The organism is Corynebacterium sp. ACRPE (genome assembly GCF_022347435.1).
In the GTDB taxonomy this organism is placed as follows: domain Bacteria; phylum Actinomycetota; class Actinomycetes; order Mycobacteriales; family Mycobacteriaceae; genus Corynebacterium; species Corynebacterium tuberculostearicum_D.
Map to the genome: position 1 here is coordinate 224079 of NZ_JAKRNA010000002.1, position 20550 is coordinate 244628.

General features: G+C 61.5%; 22 protein-coding genes. 17 read left to right on the plus strand and 5 right to left on the minus strand.

From position 1 onward, the window contains the following. The first annotated feature begins 4 nt into the window (after window positions 1-4). Window positions 5-1027 carry an exopolyphosphatase gene (locus MHY13_RS02345; RefSeq protein ID WP_239280447.1) on the plus strand — a complete coding sequence of 341 codons (1023 nt, stop codon included), beginning with the start codon at window positions 5-7 and terminating at the stop codon, window positions 1025-1027. Between the two features lie 6 nt (window positions 1028-1033). Continuing rightward, window positions 1034-2263, plus strand: coding sequence for a mannose-6-phosphate isomerase, class I (gene manA / locus MHY13_RS02350; RefSeq protein ID WP_239230506.1), 1230 nt, complete (start codon window positions 1034-1036; stop codon window positions 2261-2263). A gap of 242 nt (window positions 2264-2505) precedes the next feature. Here manA and MHY13_RS02355 read toward each other — a convergent pair whose 3' ends face one another. Next, complete coding sequence (locus tag MHY13_RS02355) at window positions 2506-3294, minus strand: hypothetical protein (RefSeq protein WP_239280449.1); 789 nt, start codon at window positions 3292-3294, stop codon at window positions 2506-2508. 247 nt (window positions 3295-3541) lie between these two features. Between MHY13_RS02355 and MHY13_RS02360 the strand changes: the two genes are divergently transcribed. The 9 genes from MHY13_RS02360 (at window position 3542) to MHY13_RS02400 (ending at window position 14100) form a co-directional block, all read left to right on the plus strand. Beyond that, window positions 3542-3895, plus strand: a complete 354-nt coding sequence (locus MHY13_RS02360) for a DUF4259 domain-containing protein (protein ID WP_179387511.1) — start codon at window positions 3542-3544, stop codon at window positions 3893-3895. Window positions 3896-3976: 81 nt separating this feature from the next. Continuing rightward, window positions 3977-4591, plus strand: coding sequence for a dTMP kinase (locus MHY13_RS02365; protein WP_239280451.1), 615 nt, complete (start codon window positions 3977-3979; stop codon window positions 4589-4591). A gap of 3 nt (window positions 4592-4594) precedes the next feature. Then, window positions 4595-5287: an MtrAB system response regulator MtrA gene (gene mtrA, locus MHY13_RS02370; protein WP_005322406.1), complete on the plus strand. Its 693-nt coding sequence runs from the start codon at window positions 4595-4597 to the stop codon at window positions 5285-5287. Between the two features lie 68 nt (window positions 5288-5355). Further along, window positions 5356-7134: an MtrAB system histidine kinase MtrB gene (mtrB, locus tag MHY13_RS02375; RefSeq protein ID WP_255726923.1), complete on the plus strand. Its 1779-nt coding sequence runs from the start codon at window positions 5356-5358 to the stop codon at window positions 7132-7134. Between the two features lie 2 nt (window positions 7135-7136). Next, entirely contained in the window at window positions 7137-8870 is a 1734-nt protein-coding gene (gene lpqB, locus MHY13_RS02380) for an MtrAB system accessory lipoprotein LpqB (protein WP_239280453.1), read from the plus strand. A gap of 122 nt (window positions 8871-8992) precedes the next feature. Continuing rightward, entirely contained in the window at window positions 8993-9532 is a 540-nt protein-coding gene (locus MHY13_RS02385; protein WP_239280455.1) for a ComF family protein, read from the plus strand. Window positions 9533-9675: 143 nt separating this feature from the next. Further along, entirely contained in the window at window positions 9676-10320 is a 645-nt protein-coding gene (gene raiA / locus MHY13_RS02390) for a ribosome-associated translation inhibitor RaiA (protein WP_049378762.1), read from the plus strand. A 225-nt stretch (window positions 10321-10545) separates the two neighbouring features. After that, the gene (secA, locus tag MHY13_RS02395; protein ID WP_239280457.1) at window positions 10546-13131 is read left to right on the plus strand and encodes a preprotein translocase subunit SecA; all 2586 of its coding nucleotides are present in this window, start codon (window positions 10546-10548) and stop codon (window positions 13129-13131) included. 150 nt (window positions 13132-13281) lie between these two features. Continuing rightward, complete coding sequence (locus MHY13_RS02400; protein WP_239280459.1) at window positions 13282-14100, plus strand: hypothetical protein; 819 nt, start codon at window positions 13282-13284, stop codon at window positions 14098-14100. Window positions 14101-14122: 22 nt separating this feature from the next. On the opposite strand, the gene MHY13_RS02405 is transcribed toward MHY13_RS02400, so the two are convergent. After that, window positions 14123-14506 carry a hypothetical protein gene (locus tag MHY13_RS02405; protein ID WP_204609912.1) on the minus strand — a complete coding sequence of 128 codons (384 nt, stop codon included), beginning with the start codon at window positions 14504-14506 and terminating at the stop codon, window positions 14123-14125. 176 nt (window positions 14507-14682) lie between these two features. Here MHY13_RS02405 and MHY13_RS02410 point away from each other — a divergent pair, with 176 nt between their 5' ends. Genes MHY13_RS02410 through MHY13_RS02420 form a run of 3 tightly spaced genes read left to right on the plus strand, consistent with a single transcriptional unit; the run spans window position 14683 to window position 15873 of the window. After that, window positions 14683-15093 (plus strand): HAD-IA family hydrolase, encoded by a 411-nt coding sequence (locus tag MHY13_RS02410; RefSeq protein ID WP_204609910.1) that lies wholly within the window; start codon window positions 14683-14685, stop codon window positions 15091-15093. A gap of 38 nt (window positions 15094-15131) precedes the next feature. Beyond that, complete coding sequence (locus MHY13_RS02415) at window positions 15132-15608, plus strand: hypothetical protein (protein ID WP_239280481.1); 477 nt, start codon at window positions 15132-15134, stop codon at window positions 15606-15608. Window positions 15609-15624: 16 nt separating this feature from the next. Further along, window positions 15625-15873 carry a hypothetical protein gene (locus tag MHY13_RS02420; RefSeq protein WP_204609908.1) on the plus strand — a complete coding sequence of 83 codons (249 nt, stop codon included), beginning with the start codon at window positions 15625-15627 and terminating at the stop codon, window positions 15871-15873. On the opposite strand, the gene rsgA is transcribed toward MHY13_RS02420, so the two are convergent. Together rsgA and aroA are read right to left on the minus strand one after the other, a co-directional pair. Further along, window positions 15870-16895 carry a ribosome small subunit-dependent GTPase A gene (gene rsgA, locus MHY13_RS02425; RefSeq protein ID WP_204609906.1) on the minus strand — a complete coding sequence of 342 codons (1026 nt, stop codon included), beginning with the start codon at window positions 16893-16895 and terminating at the stop codon, window positions 15870-15872. The two genes, MHY13_RS02420 and rsgA, sit on opposite strands and share 4 nt — an antisense overlap. Next, window positions 16888-18189 carry a 3-phosphoshikimate 1-carboxyvinyltransferase gene (aroA, locus tag MHY13_RS02430; RefSeq protein ID WP_239230548.1) on the minus strand — a complete coding sequence of 434 codons (1302 nt, stop codon included), beginning with the start codon at window positions 18187-18189 and terminating at the stop codon, window positions 16888-16890. Before aroA ends, rsgA begins: the two co-directional genes overlap by 8 nt. On the opposite strand from aroA, the gene MHY13_RS02435 reads away from it, so the two are divergent. Next, window positions 18188-18835 carry an SOS response-associated peptidase gene (locus tag MHY13_RS02435; protein WP_204609902.1) on the plus strand — a complete coding sequence of 216 codons (648 nt, stop codon included), beginning with the start codon at window positions 18188-18190 and terminating at the stop codon, window positions 18833-18835. The genes aroA and MHY13_RS02435 overlap by 2 nt on opposite strands. On the opposite strand, the gene ybaK is transcribed toward MHY13_RS02435, so the two are convergent. Continuing rightward, complete coding sequence (ybaK, locus tag MHY13_RS02440) at window positions 18821-19324, minus strand: Cys-tRNA(Pro) deacylase (protein ID WP_204609900.1); 504 nt, start codon at window positions 19322-19324, stop codon at window positions 18821-18823. The two genes, MHY13_RS02435 and ybaK, sit on opposite strands and share 15 nt — an antisense overlap. A gap of 37 nt (window positions 19325-19361) precedes the next feature. Here ybaK and MHY13_RS02445 point away from each other — a divergent pair, with 37 nt between their 5' ends. Continuing rightward, window positions 19362-19964 carry a sigma-70 family RNA polymerase sigma factor gene (locus MHY13_RS02445; protein ID WP_200436091.1) on the plus strand — a complete coding sequence of 201 codons (603 nt, stop codon included), beginning with the start codon at window positions 19362-19364 and terminating at the stop codon, window positions 19962-19964. Further along, entirely contained in the window at window positions 19964-20236 is a 273-nt protein-coding gene (locus MHY13_RS02450; protein ID WP_005326557.1) for an anti-sigma factor, read from the plus strand. The genes MHY13_RS02445 and MHY13_RS02450 overlap by 1 nt, the downstream gene beginning before the upstream one ends. The last annotated feature ends 314 nt before the right edge of the window (window positions 20237-20550 follow it).

Genomic DNA, 20550 nt, shown 5'->3' on the forward strand with positions numbered 1-20550 from the left:
CCACATGGATACCGGTAATTATGATGCCGAAACCGTGCGCTTTTTTGATGTGGCGCACGAAGGCGCCCAAATCCGCCTGGTGGCCGGAGAAGTGGAGCGCTGGGGCGAGGCGCTCAGCGGGCTCAATCCCCGCTCGCTTGTCATTATTCCCACCGACGCGATTGCCCGCCAGGCCGCCCACCTGGGAGTTGGCCTAGCCGAGCCGCTGCGGATCCCAATTGTGGTGACCGAATCGCTCCCGCGCTACGTGGGGGCGCTGGACCTGGTCGTGGTCGTCGGCGAGCCCAGCGAGTGCGACTGGGCGTCGCGCGCCCTCATAACTGCCAGCCAGCGCGGTGCCACCACCCTGCTCATCGGACCGGCTAAGGGCCCGCTGGTGGAGGACTGCCCGGAGGATACGCTCGTCGCACCTTGCTTGCCGACGGCCGAGGGTAGCTCGCCCGCGCGCAGCATTGCCGCCCTGCATGCGCTGTGCTGCCTGCTCTATCAGGGCCCGACCGCGGTGAAGGAGACCCTTGAGGACCTCGCTGCGGCCGTGGACCGCGAGCTCGCCCAGCTTTCTCCCGAGCGCGATGCCACTACCAATCCGGGCCGCCAACTGCGCGAGTTTATCGACGGCGCCCGCGTCATCCATTCCTGCGTGCTCGACCCGTACTCTTATTCTGCGCGTCGCGAGCACGTGCAGCTCGACGCCCTCGTGGCCCGCATGGCCGCGACCATCTGGGCCGTACATGGCCTGCCGAGCGCTTATGTGGACCCAGCCGAATTGCGGCGCGCGCTCGACCGGGATTCTGATAGTTCCCCGGCCACTGATCTCTTCTTTGACCCCTTCATTGATGGCGATGGTGCTGAGGGCGCTTTGGTACCCTTGAAGGTAGTTTTCTGGGGGCAGGAAGAGGCGAACCTGCCCAACTCGCTTGCAGTCCGCAGCATCGACCCGGAACCGGGCATGGGGCATCTTGCCCGCTCACTGCAGCTTATTACGCGGAGTTTTGCCGCGACCGCCTACGAGATTTCTAAAGGATAGAAACACATGCAGCTGTTGCACAGCGCCACTCGCAATTATTCCTGGGGCTCGCGTACCCTTATCCCGCACCTGCAGGGCCAGCCCGATTCCGACAAGCCCGTCGCAGAGCTGTGGTTCGGCGCCCACCCCGGCGACCCTTCCACGGTGGATGGCCGCCTGCTCAATGAGGTCATTGCCGAGGATCCGGCAGGGCAGCTAGGTGGCCGCGTTTCTGCCGAGTACGGCGAGCGCCTGCCCTTCCTGCTCAAGGTGCTTGCGGCCGAGGAGCCGCTGTCCTTGCAGGCCCACCCGTCAAAGGCGCAGGCGGAAGAGGGCTTTGCCCGCGAAAACGCCGCCGGCATCGAGCTCACCGCGTCTAATCGCAATTACAAGGACGATAATCACAAGCCCGAGCTCATTGTCGCGCTCACGGATTTCTATGCCATGGCCGGCTTCCGCCCCTTGGCGCGCACCCGCGAGCTTTTTGCCGCCCTCGAGTGCCCGGAGCTGGACCACTACGTTGCCATGCTTGACGACGACCCCTCGGCAACCACCGAGTCCGCCAACCTGCGCGTCCTTTTCACCACGTGGATTACCATTCCGTCTGCCAAGCGCAAGGAGCTCATTTCCGCCATTGTTGCCGCTGGCGAGCGCCTGATCGCCGCCGACCCAGCCGATTGGAAGTCCCGCGTCATGTCCACGGTGCTGGATCTCAACCAGCGCTACCCAGGCGATATCGGTGTGCTGGGCGCATTGCTGCTCAACCACATCGAGCTCTCGCCCGGTGAGGCCGTCTACTTGGATGCCGGTCAGCTTCACGCCTATGTCTCGGGCCTCGGCGTGGAGATCATGGCGAACTCCGATAACGTGTTGCGCGGTGGCCTGACGCCTAAGTTCGTGGACGTTCCAGAGCTGGTCAAGGTCTTGACGTACGCCGCTGCCGATGAGCCGCGTGTGCAGCAACAAGATAAGTCCGCCCAAGACAATGTCCACGATGCCGCCGCATGGTCCTACCCAGTACCCATCGAGGAATTCCTGCTGGATCGCGTGGAGCTTACCGGTTCGTCTTCTGTGGATCTTGATTACGATGGCCCGACCATCGCCCTGTGTACCGCAGGTTCCGTAACCTTTACCGATGCTGGGGGCAAGACCCTCACCGCGACCCCAGGCCAGGCCGTCTGGCTGCCAGCCTCCGAGGGTCTCGTTACCGCTACGGCGGAATCCGACGCCGCCGACCTCTTCGTCGCCCGCGCCTAGTCCGCGTTTAACCCACACAAGCACGCTTCGCCGCCGTCCTCCGGTTTCAGGCGAAGCGTGCTTTTCAGTCTTCATTACGGCCGCGTTGCGGTCTGCTCCGCCCAATTTTTGGCGCACATTGTGGTTGCGTCGTAACTACCGCATTCCAGCGCATACAAAACAAGCACGTTTCCCCGATTTCTGCCTTTAAAATCGAGGGAACGTGCTTGTTTTGTTCGTCTACGCCGAGAACCGGCTCCGAATTAGCGCGTAGGCGCCGCTTCCCTCGGAGCATGCTGGGCCGTGGCCGGTGCCTGCTTAGTTGGCACCAAGTCGGTAGGCTCCTGGTTCTGATCGGCGGAAGATCGCTCTGCAGCGGCATGGTCGGTGAGCTGTTCCTGCTCCGCCTTCTCGGCCTCGGGTCGCTCCGTGCCAGCTGGTTCATGGGCCGGGGCGTCGGAATTCTTGCCCGAGTTATCTTGCGCGGCAGGCGCCTCAGGTGAGGGCTGTGGAGTGGACGGACCAGTGGTGGCCGGCGGGGTGGTGCCGCCCTGGTTGCTCTGCGGGGCACCAGTAGCCTGCGAGCCGTTCTGGTTGCTCGGGTAATCAGGCGTTAGACGCTGATTGCCCTGGCCGGTGCCCTGACCACCCTGGGTGGTGGTATTGCCCTGCGAGGCGGTGCCCTGCGGGGAGATGTTTTCTGGACGGTAGACCTTGGTGGGCTGGGTTGCTGCCTGTGGGCGCACTACCGCATTAGGGGCGAGAAACGGATCGTTGTTGTGCGGCTGCTGGTGCTTGGCATCACCGGACGAGGCAGTTGATGTCGTGGTGCGCGAGGAGTGCTTCTTCGAGGGGGAGCGGTCCGTTGAAGAAGTGGTGGTCTCCTCGGCTGCGGTGTGGGTCGGGGAGACGGAGGTGGTCGCGGACTGATCCGCGGCATTGGAATAGTTGGCGCTTGGCGAGCTCATGCGCCAGACGGCGACTCCGACGACGACCGCGGCGATCAGTCCGGCCACAATGAACACGTAGACGCGGCGCGAATCTGGCTTCATCGTGGCTGTCCTTTCTATGAGGCGGGCCGTTACAGCCCAAGGGGGAGGGCGATACGGCGCCCCGGTAACAAGTTGGTAACGAGACTATCATGTTTGGGAAACATTGCGACGGCGTCGCAATTCTGTGATAAGTAAACAAAAGGGCAGTTCACGGGCGTAGAAGGCCATGCAAACCTTTTCATTGCCTGCTTTCTTTCACCAAGAAAGCGTGTATAAATGGCGCTGAAAGCACCGAAGGAGTCAAAAAGTGAGTACTTGGGACGAAAACATTTTCAGCACGGACCTCAACGTGGATTTCTTGGACGAGATGGCAAACCTCGATGAAGAAGGGGTAATTCGCGCCGTCGAGGATGCCTGCGAGGTCGCACACAGCAAGCCAAAACTCAGCGAAGAAGAGGAACAGAATGCTCAAGCGGCGGCCACCATTGCTGCCATTTGGGCTGGTGCGCCCTTTAGCGCGGGCGAAGTTGTCGAAGACTACCCCTATATTAGGGAACTGGTGGGCTCTGGCAGCGAGACCTTGACGGAAAATGCCCTCGAGGTGCTCGAAAACGTCGAGGAAGAATATGACCTCGAACCGTTCATTGAGGCCCTGTCCTAAGTCGATCCTGCTGCCCGCGGCAGCAGCGGCGCGAAAGCGGCCCCGCGGGTGAAATAACAGAAGGGAAGATAGCCCACACCTATGCTGATCAGCATCGAAGGCATCGACGGTGCCGGTAAAAATACGTTGGTCTCCGCACTCAAGGAGTCGTTGGACCGGCCCGTAGAGGTTATTGCCTTTCCGCGCTATGCAGATTCGATTCACGCGCAACTAGCGCAAAAGGCGCTCTACGGAAAGATGGGCGACCTCACGGATTCGGCTTATGCCATGGCGACGCTATTCGCGTTGGATCGCTATGGCGTCAAGGACCAGCTGCAGCACGCCAAGGAATCCGACACCGTGGTGCTATTGGATCGTTACGTGGCCTCCAATGCGGCGTATTCGGCGGCGCGGCTCGAAGACGATGCGGTGATGGAGTGGGTGCACGATCTGGAATTTGGCACCCTCGGCCTGCCGCAGGCAGACCTGCAGGTGTATTTGGATACGGCGGTAGAGGTGGCGTCGGAAAGAGCGCAGGCACGAGCCCAGGCAGACGCCAGCCGGGAACGCGACCGCTACGAACGCGATGGCGGGTTGCAGGAACGCACCGCCGCAGCCTACCGGCGCTTGGCAGATGCGGGCTGGGGTGGACGCTGGATCGCTACCGCCGATGCGGATACTATTATTTCAGCGATAAAAGACCTTGTAGGAGAATAAAACGTGGCGCCCAAGATTTTGGTTGTCGATGACGATCCGGCTATCTCAGAGATGCTGACCATTGTGCTCGAGTCCGAGGGGCTCAAGCCCATTCCGGTCATGGATGGCAATGATGCCGTGCCTGCCTTTGAGCAGCACGAGCCGGATCTCATCCTGCTGGACCTCATGCTTCCGGGCATGAATGGCGTAGATATTTGCCGTGCCATTCGCCGTGAATCCTCCGTGCCCATCGTTATGCTGACCGCCAAAACCGATACGGTTGATGTGGTGCTGGGTCTGGAATCCGGCGCGGATGATTACATCACCAAGCCATTCAAGCCCAAGGAGCTCATCGCCCGCATCCGTGCGCGCCTGCGCCGCACCGATTCTGCGGAATCTGAAATCCTGGAGGTTGCGGACCTTGTCATTGATGTGCCGGAGCATACCGTGCGCCGCACCGATGGCACCGAGCTGAACCTGACCCCGCTTGAGTTTGACCTGCTGCTGGAGATGGCGCGCCGCCCAGGCCAGGTGCATACGCGTGAATCGCTGCTGGAATCCGTGTGGGGCTACCGCAATGCCTCTGATACGCGCCTGGTTAACGTGCACGTGCAGCGCCTGCGCGCCAAAATCGAGCACGATCCGGAAGACCCGCAGATTGTGCTGACCGTGCGCGGCGTGGGCTATAAGACCGGCAAGGCCGGCGCCGGGGAGTAAGGACCATCGGCATCATTGAGCGTCTAAGGCGCATTCGAGACGCCTTCATTACAACGTGGCGCACCTCTTTGCAGGCGCGCGTCATTGGCATGATTTTGGTCGCCTCCTCGGTGGTCATGATCATCTTGGCCTACGCGCTGGTGTCCGTGCTTACCCAGCGCCTGGTCAGCCAGAAGGAAGACGTAGCCCAACAGGAGCTGGAGCGTGCCCGCACGGCCGTGGAACAGCAGATCGATGCCACCAGTTCTGCTAACTCCGTCCAGGTACGCATTAATTCCGCTCGCGCTGCGTTGGGCCAGCTCTCCGCCCAGCAGGGCGACGCCCAGACGGTCTACGAGCCGGTCATCGTGGTGGAAAACCAGGATGGCTCTGTTACCACTTCGCCCGAGGATTTTCCCGTACCGGATCAGCTGCGCGAGATGGTGGATAAAGGCCAGATTGCGCAGCAGTATTTCCCAGCGCCGCGCGAAAATGGTGATCACTACAACGCCTTGCTGGTAGGCACGCCTACCGATACCGATATTCCCCATACACAGGTCTACCTGGCGTTGTCCATGGAATCGGAAGAATCCACCATGGCGCTGATGCGCGGCCTGCTTTCGGCTGCCGGCGTGGTGGTCGTGGTGTTGCTGGTGGGCATTGCCTGGCTGGCCACCCAGCAGGTTATTACGCCGATTCGCTCGGCCTCACGCATCGCACAGCGCTTGGCGGCGGGTCATTTGAAGGAGCGCATGGCCGTCGATAGTGATGATGAAATGGGCCGCTTGGCCGCGTCCTTCAATAACATGGCCGATAAGCTGTCCTCCCAAATTGCACAGCTGGAGGAGTACGGCGATTTGCAGCGGCAGTTTACTTCTGACGTCTCCCATGAGCTGCGCACCCCTTTGACCACCGTGCGCATGGCCGCGGACATGATTGAGGCGGAAAGCGATAGCCTGCCGCACGGTGCCCAGCGCGCTTCCCGCCTCATGTCGAGCGAGCTCGACCGCTTCGAGGAATTGCTCGCGGACTTGCTGGAGATTTCTCGCCACGATGCTGGTGTGGCGGACTTGTCTACGGCAGCCATTGATCTGCGCTCGTGTGTGGAGGCGGCCTACGGGCAGGTGGAGCATTTGGCCCGCGAGCTCGATGTGGAGGTCCAGCTCAATCTGCCGGAGGAGCGCATCGGTGTCGAGGCCGATTCCCGCCGCCTCGAGCGCATCTTGCGCAACCTTTTGGCCAATGCCATTGATCACTCGGAGGGCAATCCGGTGGCGGTTGACGTCGCAGCCACGGACACTGCCGTGGGCGTTACCGTTACGGACCATGGCGTGGGCCTAAAACCGGGCCAAGAAGAGCTGGTATTCAACCGCTTCTGGCGTGCGGATTCCTCCCGCAAGCGCCACTCTGGCGGCACCGGTTTGGGCCTGGCTATCGCCCGCGAGGATGCCGTCCTGCACGGCGGCACGCTAGATGCCACCGGCTATGAGGGCTTTGGTTCCCGCTTCCGCCTCATTATTCCACGCACCCCGAATGCCGAGGTGGGCGAGGCTCCCATCGCTGTGGAGATTCCCGGCGCACCCGTCACCAGCACTGCGGATGGTAGTGAGCTGGCAGAACCCGATGCTGAAGCTACAGAAGCACAGGACACTGGCGCCGCCGAGCTGGATGCCGGGCCCGCCTCTGTAACGCCGGCCATTTCATCCGGCATGAGCTCACTGCACGTCGAGAAGAGTGACAGGGACCCCGATGGTGAGGTAGAAGGCGATGGCATCCTCTGGCCTTCGGAACGTGAGCTTAACCGCGGCGCGGCCGCTCCGGACAGGCGCGCCTATAAGGCCCCGGACTTTGAGGGTAGGAGGAAATAAGCGTGTTGAGAGCGAACTATCGCAAGACCGCGGTTGCCGGCACCGCAGCGGCCGTGCTTTTCGTCAGCGGTTGTTCCACGCTGCCGAATAACACCGGCCCGCAAGTAGTCGGAACCTACCAGCAGCAAGAGGACGGCCCTGAAGAAGTCATTGCACCGCAACCCGGCGATGACCCGGATCTGACGTTGCGCGATTTCTACCAGGCTTCCGCCGTGCCGGGAAACGACCATGAGGTCGCGCGCGGCTTTCTGACCGATAACGCTCGCGAAGCCTGGGACGCCAGCGGTGATGTGATGGTGGTCGATAGCCTGGACATCGTTACCGCGCCCGCAAGTAAGCAAAGCTCGAGGGACAATGAGCGCGCCTTCACGGTGCGCGGCACCATCATCGGCCGCCTGAAATCCGGCGGTGCGTACGTGCCGGAAAATGAGGGCTACGAGGCCGTCATCTACATGAAGATGCAAGACGATAGATGGCGCGTCGATGGCTTGCCGGCCGGAGTAGTAATGGAGCGCAATGAAATGCGCAATCACTACACCCCGCAATCGCTGTACTTCTTTAAGCAGAGCAACTATGTGCTGGTTCCAGACCGCCGCTGGCTGTACAAGGGCGGCGAACAATCGGAGTCGACGCTCCTTACGCTGTTGATGGAGGGACCTTCAGCTAGCATTGCGCCCGCTACCCGCCGGGCAGCGGGGGAGAATGTCACCTTCGCTGGCTATGACCCCGAACAGGGCTACCAATTCGAGGGCCTTGCTGACCTAGACGCTCAAGATCGCACGCTCTTTGCAGCCCAGCTAGTGTGGACGCTTACGGAAGCCGGCCATACCGGTCCCTTTAAGGTCAAAGCCGATGGCGGTGACTTGGTGGAGGGCATGGATAGCCTGAGCGTGGATGACTTTGCGGACTATAACCCGCAGGAAAGAAGCACCTCTTTGTCTAAGCTTTACGCCCTCAATGAGGGCAACCTGCTCGAGGTAGACGATGGTGTGGCCGAGCACGTGAAATCCACGTTGGGCAGCAGCGGTGACGTGCAATCCGTAGATGTTGCCGATAGCGGCCTCGTTGCGGCCGTGCGCCGCAAGTCTAATAATGACTTCTCGCTGCAGATAGGCGAGCTTGACGGCCAGCTGCAGGATTCGGTGGACGGCCCCACACTGGCACGACCGACCTTCGAGTACAACGGGCAAGCCGCCTGGACCGTGGTCGATGGTGATCGCATCGTGCGCGTGGTGCGCTCCAAGACTACAGGCCGCATCTCCGAATCCGAGGTGGATGCCCGCAGCATCGACGATATTGAGGGCGAAATCTCCGTTATCCGCTTGTCCCATAGCGGTGCGCGCGTGGCCATGATTATTGATGGCCACGTGTACATCGCGGCCGTTGCTCAATCCAGCAGCGGTGATGAGCGCATCGTCAACGCCCGCGAGGTAGGCCCCGAAGTATCCGGCTCGGCACTTTCGCTGGACTGGAATGCGGATGGCTCGCTCATCGTTGGCACTTCCTCGAGCCAGTCGCCCGTATGGCGCATTGAGCAGGATGGTTCCTCGGCTTCGACCATGCCTACCGGCAATATCACCGCCCCTGTGGTGGCGGTAGCAACCTCGCCTACCAAGCTCTTTATTACTGATTCGCACGCCATGTTTGAGCTTCCTTCCACCGTCATGGACGAAACCAACTGGCGCGAGGTCTCCGGCCTGCAGGGCCGGCGTTCTTCCCCTATTGTTTCTAATTAGCCGCCAGAGGGTCTGCGCGGCTGGGAGAGGCGATTATGGGCTTGGGGGAGCTTATTTTTCCGCGTGCGTGCGCTGGGTGCGGCGCGCCGGGCGAGGTTTTGTGCCCACAGTGCCGCGATCACTTGCGGCAGCCGCCCTACATGGTGGCCCGGCCTCGGCCGCTGGGCGCGCCCGTCTATGCTCTCGGCCCCTATTCCGATATTCGCCGCCGCATCATTATTGGCATGAAGGAGCGAGGCAATCGGCCGGTTCGCGAGTATGTGGGGGCCGTCTTCGCGGCCGGGCTGGCCCATCTGAGTGCCCGCGGCGATATCCCGCGCGAGTTCACCCTCGTGCCCGCGCCTACTCGGCCGCGTTCGGCGCGGGCACGCGGCGGAGATCCGGTGTCCGCTGTGTGTCACGCCGCGGCGCAGCACCAGCGCGTGGGCGTGTGCGCGGCGCTTACTATGGGCCAGTCCACCGCGGACCAGTCCGAGCTCAATGCCCAGGATAGGTGGACAAACCTGCAGGGCCGAGTCCGCGTGCGCGTGCCAAGTGCTCAGGCGCCTGCGCTGCTTGCCGACGACGTCATTACCACCGGTGCCACCCTCGCCGCGAGCATCGCCGCCCTGCAGGCCGCGGGTGTAGAAGTCTGCGGGGCATTGGTCTTTGCGGATGCCTAGATAGGGGTGGTGCCCACCCTCGAGGTAGGGGAGTTGCCTAAAAATCTCTCGCAAAGGTCATAACCAGTGCTATCATGAGGAGTGTCACAGAGAGATAGTTACTGTGATTGATTCTAGTCCCACTACTCAAGGGAGGCATCTCAATGTCCCAGCCGAACAAAGCTCAGGTAACGATTACGGGCCGCAACGTCGAGGTTCCCGAACACTTCCAAGAGCGAGTTAATGACAAGCTGGCCAAGATTGAACGCCTTGACCCCACCCTGACCTTCTTCCATGTGGAGCTACAGCACGAACCAAACCCGCGCCGTGACTCCGAAGCGGAGCGCATTCAGATTACCGCTACCGGTAAGGGGCACATTGCCCGCGCTGAAGCCAAGGAAGATTCCTTCTACGCAGCGCTCGAAACCGCCTTGGGCAAGATGGAGCGCTCCCTGCGCAAGGTGAAGGTGCGCCGCGAAAACGTCAAGAGCGGTCACCGCGCGCAGAAGGGTACCGGCGAGATTGCCGCTGAAATGGTTGCGCAGGCCGAGGCTGAGCGCGCAAAGGAAGAGCGCTACGTTGACCCTTATGCTGAGACCGTGGAGGACGTTCGGCCCGGCCAGATCGTGCGCACCAAGGAGCACCCGGCTACCCCGATGAGCGTGGATGATGCCTTGAGCGAGATGGAGCTGGTGGGCCACGACTTCTTCCTCTTTATCAACGAGGAGAACAATAAGCCGTCCGTGGTTTATCGCCGCCACGCCTACGACTACGGCATTATCTCCCTATCGGAAGACGCTGAAGCTTAAAGGAGCTCATACTTCTCTTAGCTAACGACCCTGCTGCGAGTATGCAGCGGGGTCGAATGTGTGGTTAGGGGAGGGGGCGTCGGCAAGCAGGTTGCGGGGGATATACAGGCTGAACGGAGGCTGTGCGCCTGCCCTATGTGCTAGGCGGGAGATGCTTTGTGAAAGCGAGTGAGTACAATAGCGACGAGTTAACTTTATTGTCGCGACTAGAAGGACTAACTAACCGTGTTTGGACTTTCCAAGCTGCTGCGCGCGGGCGAGGGCCGTACGGTCAAGCGCCTGGGCAAAATGGCAGACGATGTAATTGCCCTTGAGGATAAGTACGCGGAGCTTTCGGACGACGAACTTAAGGCAAAGACCGACGAGTTTAAGACTCGCCTGCGAGACGGCGAAGAGATGAATGACATCTTGCTCGAGGCCTTTGCCACCGTCCGTGAGGCTGCCTGGCGTGTCCTCGATCAGAAGCACTACCGCGTGCAGATCATGGGCGGTGCGGCCCTGCACTTCGGCAACGTCGCCGAGATGCGCACCGGTGAGGGCAAGACCCTGACCTCGCTGCTGCCGGCCTACCTCAATGCCCTTGATGGCAAGGGTGTCCACATCGTGACCGTTAACGATTACTTGGCAAAGCGCGATGCTGAGATGATGGGCCGTGTTCACCGCTGGCTCGGCCTGTCCGTGGGCGTCATCCTGTCCGAGATGCGCCCACCAGAGCGCAAGGCTGCCTACGATTGCGACATTACCTACGGCACCAATAACGAGCTGGGCTTTGACTACCTGCGCGATAACATGGTCCGCTCCCTCAACGATGTGGTGCAGCGCGGCCACAACTTCTGCATCGTGGACGAGGTTGACTCGATTCTTATCGATGAAGCCCGTACCCCGCTCATCATCTCCGGCCCGGTAGATGGTTCCTCCCAGTTCTACGGCGTCTTCGCCCAGCTGGCCCCGCGTATGCGCGAGGGTATCCACTACGAGGTGGACCACAAGAAGCGCACCATCGGCGTGCTGGAAGAGGGCGTGGAATACGTCGAGGATCAGCTCGGCATCGATAACCTCTACGCCCCCGAGCACTCCCAGCTGGTGTCCTACCTGAACAACGCCCTGAAGGCCAAGGAGCTGTTCACCCGCGACAAGGACTACATCGTTCGCAATGGCGAAGTCATGATCGTGGACGGCTTCACCGGCCGCGTGCTGGCCGGACGCCGCTACAACGAGGGCATGCACCAGGCCATTGAGGCCAAGGAGCAGGTGGAGATCAAGAACGAGAACCAGACCCTGGCTACCGTTACCCTGCAGAACTACTTCCGCCTGTACGAGAAGATCTCCGGCATGACCGGTACGGCAGAAACCGAGGCTGCCGAGCTGCACTCCATCTATGGCCTGGATGTGGTGCCTATTCCTACCAATAAGCCGAATCAGCGTGCCGATCACTCTGACCGCATCTACAAGACGCAGGAAGCTAAGTTCGCTGCCGTAGTGGACGATATTGCCGAGCACGTCGAGTCCGGCCAGCCGGTTCTGGTCGGTACCACCTCCGTGGAGCGCTCCGAGTACCTGTCCCAGCTGCTGTCTAAGCGCGGCATCAAGCACAACGTGCTCAACGCTAAGCACCACGAGGAAGAGGGCCAGATCATCGCCCGTGCGGGCCGCCCCGGCACCGTCACCGTGGCTACCAACATGGCCGGCCGTGGTACCGATATCGTGCTCGGTGGCAACCCCGAGGTCATCCTCGATGAGAAGCTGCGCGAGCGCGGCCTAGACCCATTCGAGGATGAAGAGAAGTACCAGGAGGCCTGGGAAGCAGAAATCGACTCCGAGAGGGAGCGCTCCAAGAAGCTGGGTGACCAGGTGCGCGAGGCCGGCGGCCTCTACGTCCTGGGTACCGAGCGTCACGAGTCCCGCCGCATTGATAACCAGCTGCGTGGTCGTACCGGCCGCCAGGGTGACCCGGGTGAGACCCGCTTCTACCTGTCCATGCGCGATGAATTGATGGTGCGCTTCGTGGGCCAGTCCATGGAGAACATGATGAACCGCCTCAATGTCCCGGACGATGTCCCCATCGAGGCCAAGATGGTCTCCAACTCCATCAAGGGCGCCCAGGCGCAGGTGGAGAACCAGAACTTTGAGATGCGTAAAAACGTCCTTAAGTACGACGAGGTGCTCAACGAGCAGCGCAAGGTGGTCTACGCTACCCGCCACGACATCCTCGATGCCGGCGATATTCAGCACAATATTCGCGGCATGATTGATGACACCGTGTCCGCTTATGTCGCCGGCGCTACCGCCACCGGCTACGTGGAGGACTGGGATTTGGACGCGCTGTGGAATGCGCTGGATTCCCTCTACGGTCCCACCATTTCCCATGAGGAGCTGGTGGAAGGCTCCGAGTATGGTTCCCCGGGTGAGCTTTCTGCTGAGCAGCTTCGCGACGCCCTGGTACAGGACGCCAATAATGAGTACGACAAGCTTGAAGAGTCTGTGACCGCTATTGGCGGCGAGCAGCAGATGCGCAATACCGAGCGCATGGTCATCCTGCCGATCATTGACCAGAAGTGGCGCGAGCACCTCTATGAGATGGACTACCTCAAGGAGGGCATCGGCCTGCGCGCGATGGCGCAGCGCGACCCGCTGGTGGAGTACCAGAAGGAGGGCGGTGAGATGTTCAACGCCATGAACGATGGCGTGAAGGAAGAGACCGTCCGCCAGCTGTTTATGCTGCGCAAGCAATTCAAGCAGCAGGAAGAGGAGCAGGCCGGCGAATCCGCGGCTACCGCTTCCGGCAACGGTGAGGGCACCGTAGAGGCCTAGGCCTCGCCGTCCTTCCTCCAACCCCGCCCCAACCCCGCCCCGCCCCCGCTCGTGATAGTGGGCGCGGGGCAGGTTTCTTTTCAGGAAAAATGAGTAGAATATAAGAAACCCGTCCATTCTGCTTATTTCCTGTGAGGAGCTCCACTGACGATGCGCCGCCGCTCTCTGCGTCTCGGTATTACGACCCTCCTGTCTGCCACCTTGCTCGGTGGCGCCACGCCGGCCGTGGCCTATGAGATGCAGCGTGATTCTGCCACCTCGTTGCGCATCATTTTGGATTCGGGCGAAAAGATTGAGCAGGATAACGCGGCTGCGGCCATCCTGGCTATTGCTACCCAGCGCAAGGAAGCATTGGTGGCCGATGGAATTTTGTCTCAGGAAAAGGCGGATGCCGCCTTCGAGTACTACTTTGGCAAAGCCCGGCTCAATACCGCGCGCACCGATGGCAATATTTATTCCACTCCGCTGGACTTCCCGTGGGAGCCAGAGGAGCGGACGCAATCCCTGGACGGCAAGCAGTACACCGAAGCGGCCGTATTGGATTACCTCGACATGCTGGGTGCCAACTATGCCCAGGCGGTTATTCGCGCCGAGCTGGGTGAGTTTACCAAGGACTTGCCACAGGCCCCCGCCGGCAACGCGGCGACCTCTCAAAGTAGCCAGCTGCCGACCCTCGGGGAAACTGGCTCCGCCTTCCCGGATGAGTTCCCTTCCTATGCGGCGGCGCTGCACGATATTGTCACCATCACCAAGCAGGTCAATGCACCCTTGGAGCAGGCCGCCGTCTCGCACCATGCTGCGGGAACCGTGCCCGCGGATGCGACGGCGAACGAGCATTCCGGTCTATCCGCCTTCGAAGGTGGCCTCCTAGCCACCGGTTTAGCGGCGCTGACCAGCGCCGCCGGATTCGGATGGTCCGCACTCGACTGGTCCGAAATCCTTTCTCACCTGGGTCAGTTCTTCTCCTAGGCGCCAAGCCCTGCCCGCTGAGTTAGAGCAAGCGGAATGACGTTAAACCGGTGGGGCTCGCCGAGCCCGTAAATGCATGCTGCTGTTGGCCTATGTAGGCGGAGCCAAAGTACTCGCCATTGGGCCGCGCGTGCAGGCTGGTTAATTGCAGTCTGTCCGTGGCATAGGGGCTTGTGCGCCGGCGTACCCACGATCCAATGTGCAGGCGGATGGCATCCGAATAGCGCGGGGAATTGAGATGGGCTAGCGGGCGATAGCCGGCGGCTACCTCCAGCGCGAAGACTACCCAGCCTTGAATGCGGTGCTGGGCGGCGACTTCCGCGGACGTCGGCAAGCGGCCGTAGCGCACACGGTGGGGCGCAATGAAGAGTTTGAGGTGCGAGTAGCCAGGAATGGGCTCGTACATGGTGGGGAAGTAGTGCTCCTGAATAAGGGCAGGAGGCGGACGCGTGATAATTGTCTCATGCCCGCCCCAACCCCGCCATTTCTGAAGGTTTCCTGAAAGGGGTGGGCGCGAATGAGCGCGCGGTTCGCTATACTCTCGGGGAGTTAAAGAGAATCGTAACCAAAGGATTTAAGTACATGCGTGGTCTAATCGTTGACTATGTCGGCGTCCTTGACGGCACCGAAGAAGACAACCGCCGCTGGAAGGCGCTGCTGGCCGCCGCCAAGGCAAATGGCGCAGCAACCGCCATCCTGTCCAATGACCCAGGCGGACCAGGCGCGGAGCACATCCGCGAGTGGGAGTACCGCGGAAACGTCGACGCAGTTGTTCTCTCCGGCGAGGTGGGGGCGGAAAAGCCTGAGGTCGCAGCCTTCCAAGCGGCAGCGGATGCCCTAGAACTGCCGCTCAATGACTGTGTCATGGTTGATGATTCCATCCTCAACGTGCGCGCCGCCGTGGAATCCGGCATGGTGGGCTTTTTGTACACCAGCTTTGACCGCGTCTCCGTTGAAATCCAGGCAGTCTTCGATATTGAAGGTGAGTTTTAGTGGCTAAAGCCCGCGTTTACATCCCTGCGACCTACGCCATGCTGGCGGAACTGGAAGAAACCGGCTCGCTGTCCGCGCGCTCCGGCTGGGGCTTTATGGTGACCCCTGCGCTGCAGGAGTTCTATACCGAGGGCGATGAAGAAGAAATTGCCTACTCGGCCTTCCTCGAGGCCTCTATGGCCTCCATGCGCCTTTTGGCCATCGGCGATGAGGAGAAGTTCCCGCACCGCCGCGTGGTTATCTCGGTAGACTTGGATGATTCTGTCCTTACCCCGCGCCCGGATATGGGCGAGCCGGTGGTAGAGCTCAAGCCGGCGCAGTTCAGCAAGGACGACCTAGCGGCCATCCACGTGGATATTGCGGAGTCCGAGGAAACCACAGCGAAGGCCATCGAGGCTATCGATACCGCAGACCTTGGCGATGAGGACGCGGAGCTGGCCGTGGGAGATGCACTGGATAAGTTTATGGCCTTTTATCACCCCAGCGAGCTGCCTTTCCTCGTAGAATTGCTCTAAAACTGAAGGAGAAAACATGACTCAGCGTTTCAAGAACCTCGCTGCGGCCACCGTTACCGCGGGCGCAGCCCTCATCGCCGCGCCTGCCGCACTGGCAGATACCACCCCAGCTGCAGATGCGGCTGCCGACGCCGTGCCCACCACCCCGTGGCTGGCGCTGCTAGAGACCTCGTCCCAGGGCACCTGGGGCCAGATCCTCGATGTATTCTTCGGCATCGTGGATGCCATTTTGGGAGTTATGGCCGATACCGGCTTCCACCTCTAATTTTCCCACTCCACGTTGGTGCGCAGGGCCTCGAGTAGGCCGCGCACCGCGTCGCGCCGCCGCGCACTGGCGGTATCAGGGGAGATAAGCGCAGGATCATCGAGGCCGCATTCTGGGTCCGCAGGCGGGCCCATATGCGTACAACCGCGGGGGCAGTCCTCGATGGCGGCGGCAAGGTCTTCAAAGACGCCAAGCACGTCATCGGCATCCACGTGTGCGAGGCCAAAGGAACGAATGCCGGGGGTATCGATAATCCAGCCGCCGGTGAATGCATCCTCGGCGGGGAGGGGGAGCGCCACAGATTGGGTGGAGGTATGCCTGCCTTTGCCGACGCCCGATACTTCCCCTGTCTCCCTATCCGCATCCGGTACCAGCCGGTTGACCAGGGTGGATTTACCCACGCCGGAATGTCCGATGAGTGCGGTGACGTGGCCGTCGATGTGCTGGCGCACCGCCTCGAGTCCGTCGTCGACGCCGGCTTCCACCACCGTGACATCGAGATCGGCGAACTCCGCCGCGAAGGGAGCAGGGTCCGTGAGATCGGTCTTGGTCAAGCACAGGATGGGGTGGATATTGCCCACAAACGCAGCGATGAGGGCGCGCTCGACAAACCCGGAGCGCGGCGGCGGATCGGCCACGGCGGTGACGATGAGCATCTGGTCCGCATTCGCCACCACGATGCGCTCATAAGGGTCGGTGTCATCGGCCGTGCGCCGGAGGACGGAGGTGCGCTCTTCCAGCTTCACAATGCGCGCCAGGGTGTCTTTCTTGCCGGAGGTATCGCCCACGACGCCCACGCGGTCGCCCACCTCGATGGCGGTGCGGCCCAGCTCACGGGCGCGCATGGCGGTGACCCGCGGGCCGTCGTCTAGCGCTACGCCCCAGCGTCCGCGGTCCTTGGTGATGACCATGCCGAACTTGGCATTTTTGTGCTTGGGGCGGTCCTTGGTACGCGGCCGCGAGCCCTTGCCGGGGCGCACGCGCACATCGGATTCATCGAAGGAACCGAAACGCCTAGCCATTGCTCTCCTGTTGCTCGGGGTCCACCATCGTCTCCCACATGCGGTCGAACCCAGGCAGGGTCTTCGCGGTGGTGGAAATGTCTTCTACCTCTACGCCCGGTACCCGCAGACCGATAATCGCACCCGCGGTGGCCATGCGGTGATCGGCGTAGCACGGCCACTCGCCGCCGTGGAGAGGGGCGGGGTCGATATGCAGGCCGTCGGCAAGCTCGGTGACCTTGCCGCCGAGGGCGTTGATATTATCCGCCAGCGCCTTTAAACGGTCAGTCTCGTGCCCGCGCAGGTGCGCAATGCCGGTGAGGGTAGAGGGGGTCTCCGCCAGGGCGCACAACGCCGCGACGGTGGGGGTGAGCTCGCCGATATCGCCCATATTGCGCTCGATGCCCTGCAGCGCGCCGTCCTTGGCGCCCTTGGCAGTGACAAAGCCCGGCTCTTGGGTGACCATGACGCCCATATCCACCAGAATATGGCGAATGGCGTCGCCCGGCTGGGTGGTATTGGCAGGCCAGCGCTTAATGGTCACGCGGCCGCCGGTGACGGCAGCGGCGGCAAGGAAGGGCGTGGCATTGGAGAGATCCGGCTCGATTGCCCATTCCCGCCCGGCAATCGGGCCAGGGTGCACGGTCCACGTATTCTCGCCGGAATCCACGCGTACGCCGGCTTGGCGCAGCATGCCTACGGTCATCTCCACGTGCGGCATGGACGGCAGGGGGCCGCCCTCGTGGGTGACGGAAATGCCCCTTTTAAAGCGCGCGCCGGCCAGCAGGAGTCCGGAGACGAACTGCGAGGAACCAGAGGCGTCGATAGTGACCTCACCGCCTTCCGGTACCCCGTGCGAGCGCACACTAAAGGGCAGGCTATCGCCGTCCACCTCGACGCCGAGCTGGCGCAGTGCATCCAGGGTGGTGGACATGGGGCGGGCGTAGGCCTGCTCGTCGCCGTCGACAAGCACGGCGCCGTCCGCCAGGGCCGCAACCGGCGGGATAAAGCGCATGACCGTGCCGGCCAGGCCGCAGTCCACCGTGGCACCCTTAAGCGGGCCGGGGGTGACGTGGATATCCTCGCCTTCGTGCTCGAAGCGCACGCCCATAGATTCCAGGGCCTTTTCCATCAGCTGCGAATCGCGGGAGACCAGCGGCGCGCGCAGGGTAGAAGGGCCATCGGCCAACGCTGCAAGAATGAAGGCGCGGTTGGTAATAGACTTCGAGCCCGGCACGTGCTGGGCCCACGTAATGGGGCCTGCCGCTTGCGGGGCGGACCAAGGTTGAGACATATCGTCCATAATAGAGGGCATGTGCGGAAGATTCGTTCTTTTTACCGAGTCCCTTCTCGATGAAGTGGGCGCACTGCCCGGAGTTACTGAGGTCCACGCCCCACAAGGTACCCCAGGCCCGCGCTACAATATTGCGCCCACCCAGCCGGTGGCGATGGTGCGCGTGCACGAAAGCCTCGCCCAAGTCGACCCTGCGCGGTGGGCGCTGCTGCCGCACTGGAAGAAGGACCTGGACGGCCCGCCGCTGTTTAACGCCCGGGCGGAGACGGTGGCCACCAAACCCTCCTTCCGGCATGCCTTTAAGGGGCAGCGCTGCCTTATCCCCATGAACGGCTACTACGAATGGCACCAGGAAGAAGGCGGCAAGCAGCCCTATTACGTCCGCGCGGAGGAGGGCCTGTTGTGGGCGGCGGGCCTATGGGACACCGGCCTGGACCGCCTGTCCGCCACGATTGTCACCACCGCCGCCACGGAAGAAATGGAGTGGCTGCACCACCGCCTGCCACGCTTCTTGGCGGCCGAAGAAATGCGTACCTGGCTGGAGGGCAGCCCCGAGGAAGCCGCTGAGCTGCTCTTGCCGACGCCCCTGCGTGGCTTCCACACTCACCCCGCCGACAAGGCTGTGGGCAGCGTATCCAACGATTATCCGGAGCTACTCGGCGAGTAGATCAGCAAAGCTAGCAGAGCACAGCTCTGCGAGGTCCTCCGCATTGAGCTCGATATCCAGCCCGCGGCGCCCGCCGGAGATGAAGACAGTATCGAAAAGGACGGCGGTTTCCTCAACGACCGTGGGCAGCGGGTTCTTCTGTCCCAGCGGGGAAATGCCGCCCGGGATGTATCCGGAGGACTTGGACGCGTCATGCGGATCCGCCATGGCGGCCTTAGCAACGCCGTGGGCGGCCGCGGCCTTCTTGAGGCTCAGGTGGTGGGTGGTAGGGATGACGCACACCGCCAACTGCCGCTTGGACCCTTTGCCCGCCGTTAAATCGATGACCAGGGTTTTGAGCACGCGTTCCGGCTCTACCTCGAGGGCCGCGGCGGCGTGATCGCCGAAGTGATCCTTGCCCGCCTCGAAGGTGTAGACGTGGTGGTCTACGCCGGCATCTTCCACGACTTTGAGCGCTGGGGTGGCTGCATGCGGGGACTTTTTAGACATGACTGGGATCCTAACGCTACGCGTTAGGATAGAAATTGTGGCTAAAGAAACAATCAGCGAAAAGGAGCTGCAGCGCCGCTTCGAAGCGGAAGCGCTGCCCCTGCTAGACCAGCTCTACGGCGGTGCCCTGCGCATGACGCGCAATCCGCAAGATGCTGAGGACCTCGTGCAGGAGACCTACCTCAAGGCCTATAAGTCCTTTCATTCCTTCAAGCAAGGTACAAACCTTAAGGCGTGGCTGTATCGCATCATGACCAATAACTACATCAACTCCTACCGCAAGGCGAAGCGCCGCCCCACGGAGTCCTCGGCCGATGACCTAAGCGATTTTCAGCTGTATACCACTGCTGGGCACGATTCCACTGGCCTGGAATCCGCCGAGGTATCAGCGCTTAAAGACATGCCGGACGCCACCATTTCAGAGGCCATGAATGACCTGCCCGATGATTACCGGATGGTGGTGTACTACGCGGATGTAGAGGGCTTGGCGTATAAAGAAATTGCAGAAATCATGGATACTCCGCTGGGCACGGTGATGTCCCGGTTGCACCGGGGAAGAAAATTGCTCCGGAAAGCGTTGAAAGACGTGGCACGAGAACAAGGCATTGGATTAGAACACCCAGACATGGAGGAGAAGTAATGGACCGCGCAACGGAACACAACTGTGGTGCGTGTAGCTCCCCAGAGGTACAGGCCCTCCTGTGCGAGCTTCTCGATGAATCCACCACCTATGCCCGCGCACTCGCCATCCGCGAGCACATTGCCCAGTGCGATTTCTGTCAACAGCGCCTCGAGAGCGAGGAGATTATCCGCTCTCTGGTGCGTAACTGCTGTAATGGCCAAGCCAAGGCGCCGCAGGCGCTGCGCCGCCGCATTTCGGTAGAGATCACGCGCATCGACACGGCGTGGTAGGCACTGTTGCTCACCCGCTGTCGTGGGGTCATGGTCTCCTGATCTTCCAACTTTTTGCTTGAGTCCATACTGATCGGGCCGAATTGAGGGTGGAAGGGCCGAATTGAGGCCCCAATGTGTTCAATTCGGCCCGATCACATTGGACTTAAGGCACGGAGAGGCCAGGCGGGGAGCTAGGAGGCGACATCGATTTGGCGGATTCTAGGGGTCGTTGCAACGATGATGGTTAGTTTGGTTTGATGCTACCGGTTTGTGTGAGGGCGTTGGTCATGACTTCGGCTGGGGTGCGCCAGTTGAGTGCTTTGCGTGGTTTG

Bases quoted from the DNA above. Each gene is read 5' to 3' on its own strand.
- aroA (WP_239230548.1), bottom strand. From the start codon at position 18,189: ATGCCCTCTATTATGGACGATATGTCTCAACCTTGGTCCGCCCCGCAA.
- MHY13_RS02435 (WP_204609902.1), top strand. From the start codon at position 18,188: ATGTGCGGAAGATTCGTTCTTTTTACCGAGTCCCTTCTCGATGAAGTG.
- MHY13_RS02355 (WP_239280449.1), bottom strand. From the start codon at position 3,294: ATGAAGCCAGATTCGCGCCGCGTCTACGTGTTCATTGTGGCCGGACTG.
- MHY13_RS02365 (WP_239280451.1), top strand. From the start codon at position 3,977: ATGCTGATCAGCATCGAAGGCATCGACGGTGCCGGTAAAAATACGTTG.
- MHY13_RS02405 (WP_204609912.1), bottom strand. From the start codon at position 14,506: ATGTACGAGCCCATTCCTGGCTACTCGCACCTCAAACTCTTCATTGCG.
- rsgA (WP_204609906.1), bottom strand. From the start codon at position 16,895: ATGGCTAGGCGTTTCGGTTCCTTCGATGAATCCGATGTGCGCGTGCGC.
- MHY13_RS02400 (WP_239280459.1), top strand. From the start codon at position 13,282: ATGCGCCGCCGCTCTCTGCGTCTCGGTATTACGACCCTCCTGTCTGCC.
- MHY13_RS02415 (WP_239280481.1), top strand. From the start codon at position 15,132: ATGCTGGCGGAACTGGAAGAAACCGGCTCGCTGTCCGCGCGCTCCGGC.
- MHY13_RS02420 (WP_204609908.1), top strand. From the start codon at position 15,625: ATGACTCAGCGTTTCAAGAACCTCGCTGCGGCCACCGTTACCGCGGGC.
- MHY13_RS02345 (WP_239280447.1), top strand. From the start codon at position 5: ATGGATACCGGTAATTATGATGCCGAAACCGTGCGCTTTTTTGATGTG.
- raiA (WP_049378762.1), top strand. From the start codon at position 9,676: ATGTCCCAGCCGAACAAAGCTCAGGTAACGATTACGGGCCGCAACGTC.
- ybaK (WP_204609900.1), bottom strand. From the start codon at position 19,324: ATGTCTAAAAAGTCCCCGCATGCAGCCACCCCAGCGCTCAAAGTCGTG.
- MHY13_RS02410 (WP_204609910.1), top strand. From the start codon at position 14,683: ATGCGTGGTCTAATCGTTGACTATGTCGGCGTCCTTGACGGCACCGAA.
- manA (WP_239230506.1), top strand. From the start codon at position 1,034: ATGCAGCTGTTGCACAGCGCCACTCGCAATTATTCCTGGGGCTCGCGT.
- MHY13_RS02450 (WP_005326557.1), top strand. From the start codon at position 19,964: ATGGACCGCGCAACGGAACACAACTGTGGTGCGTGTAGCTCCCCAGAG.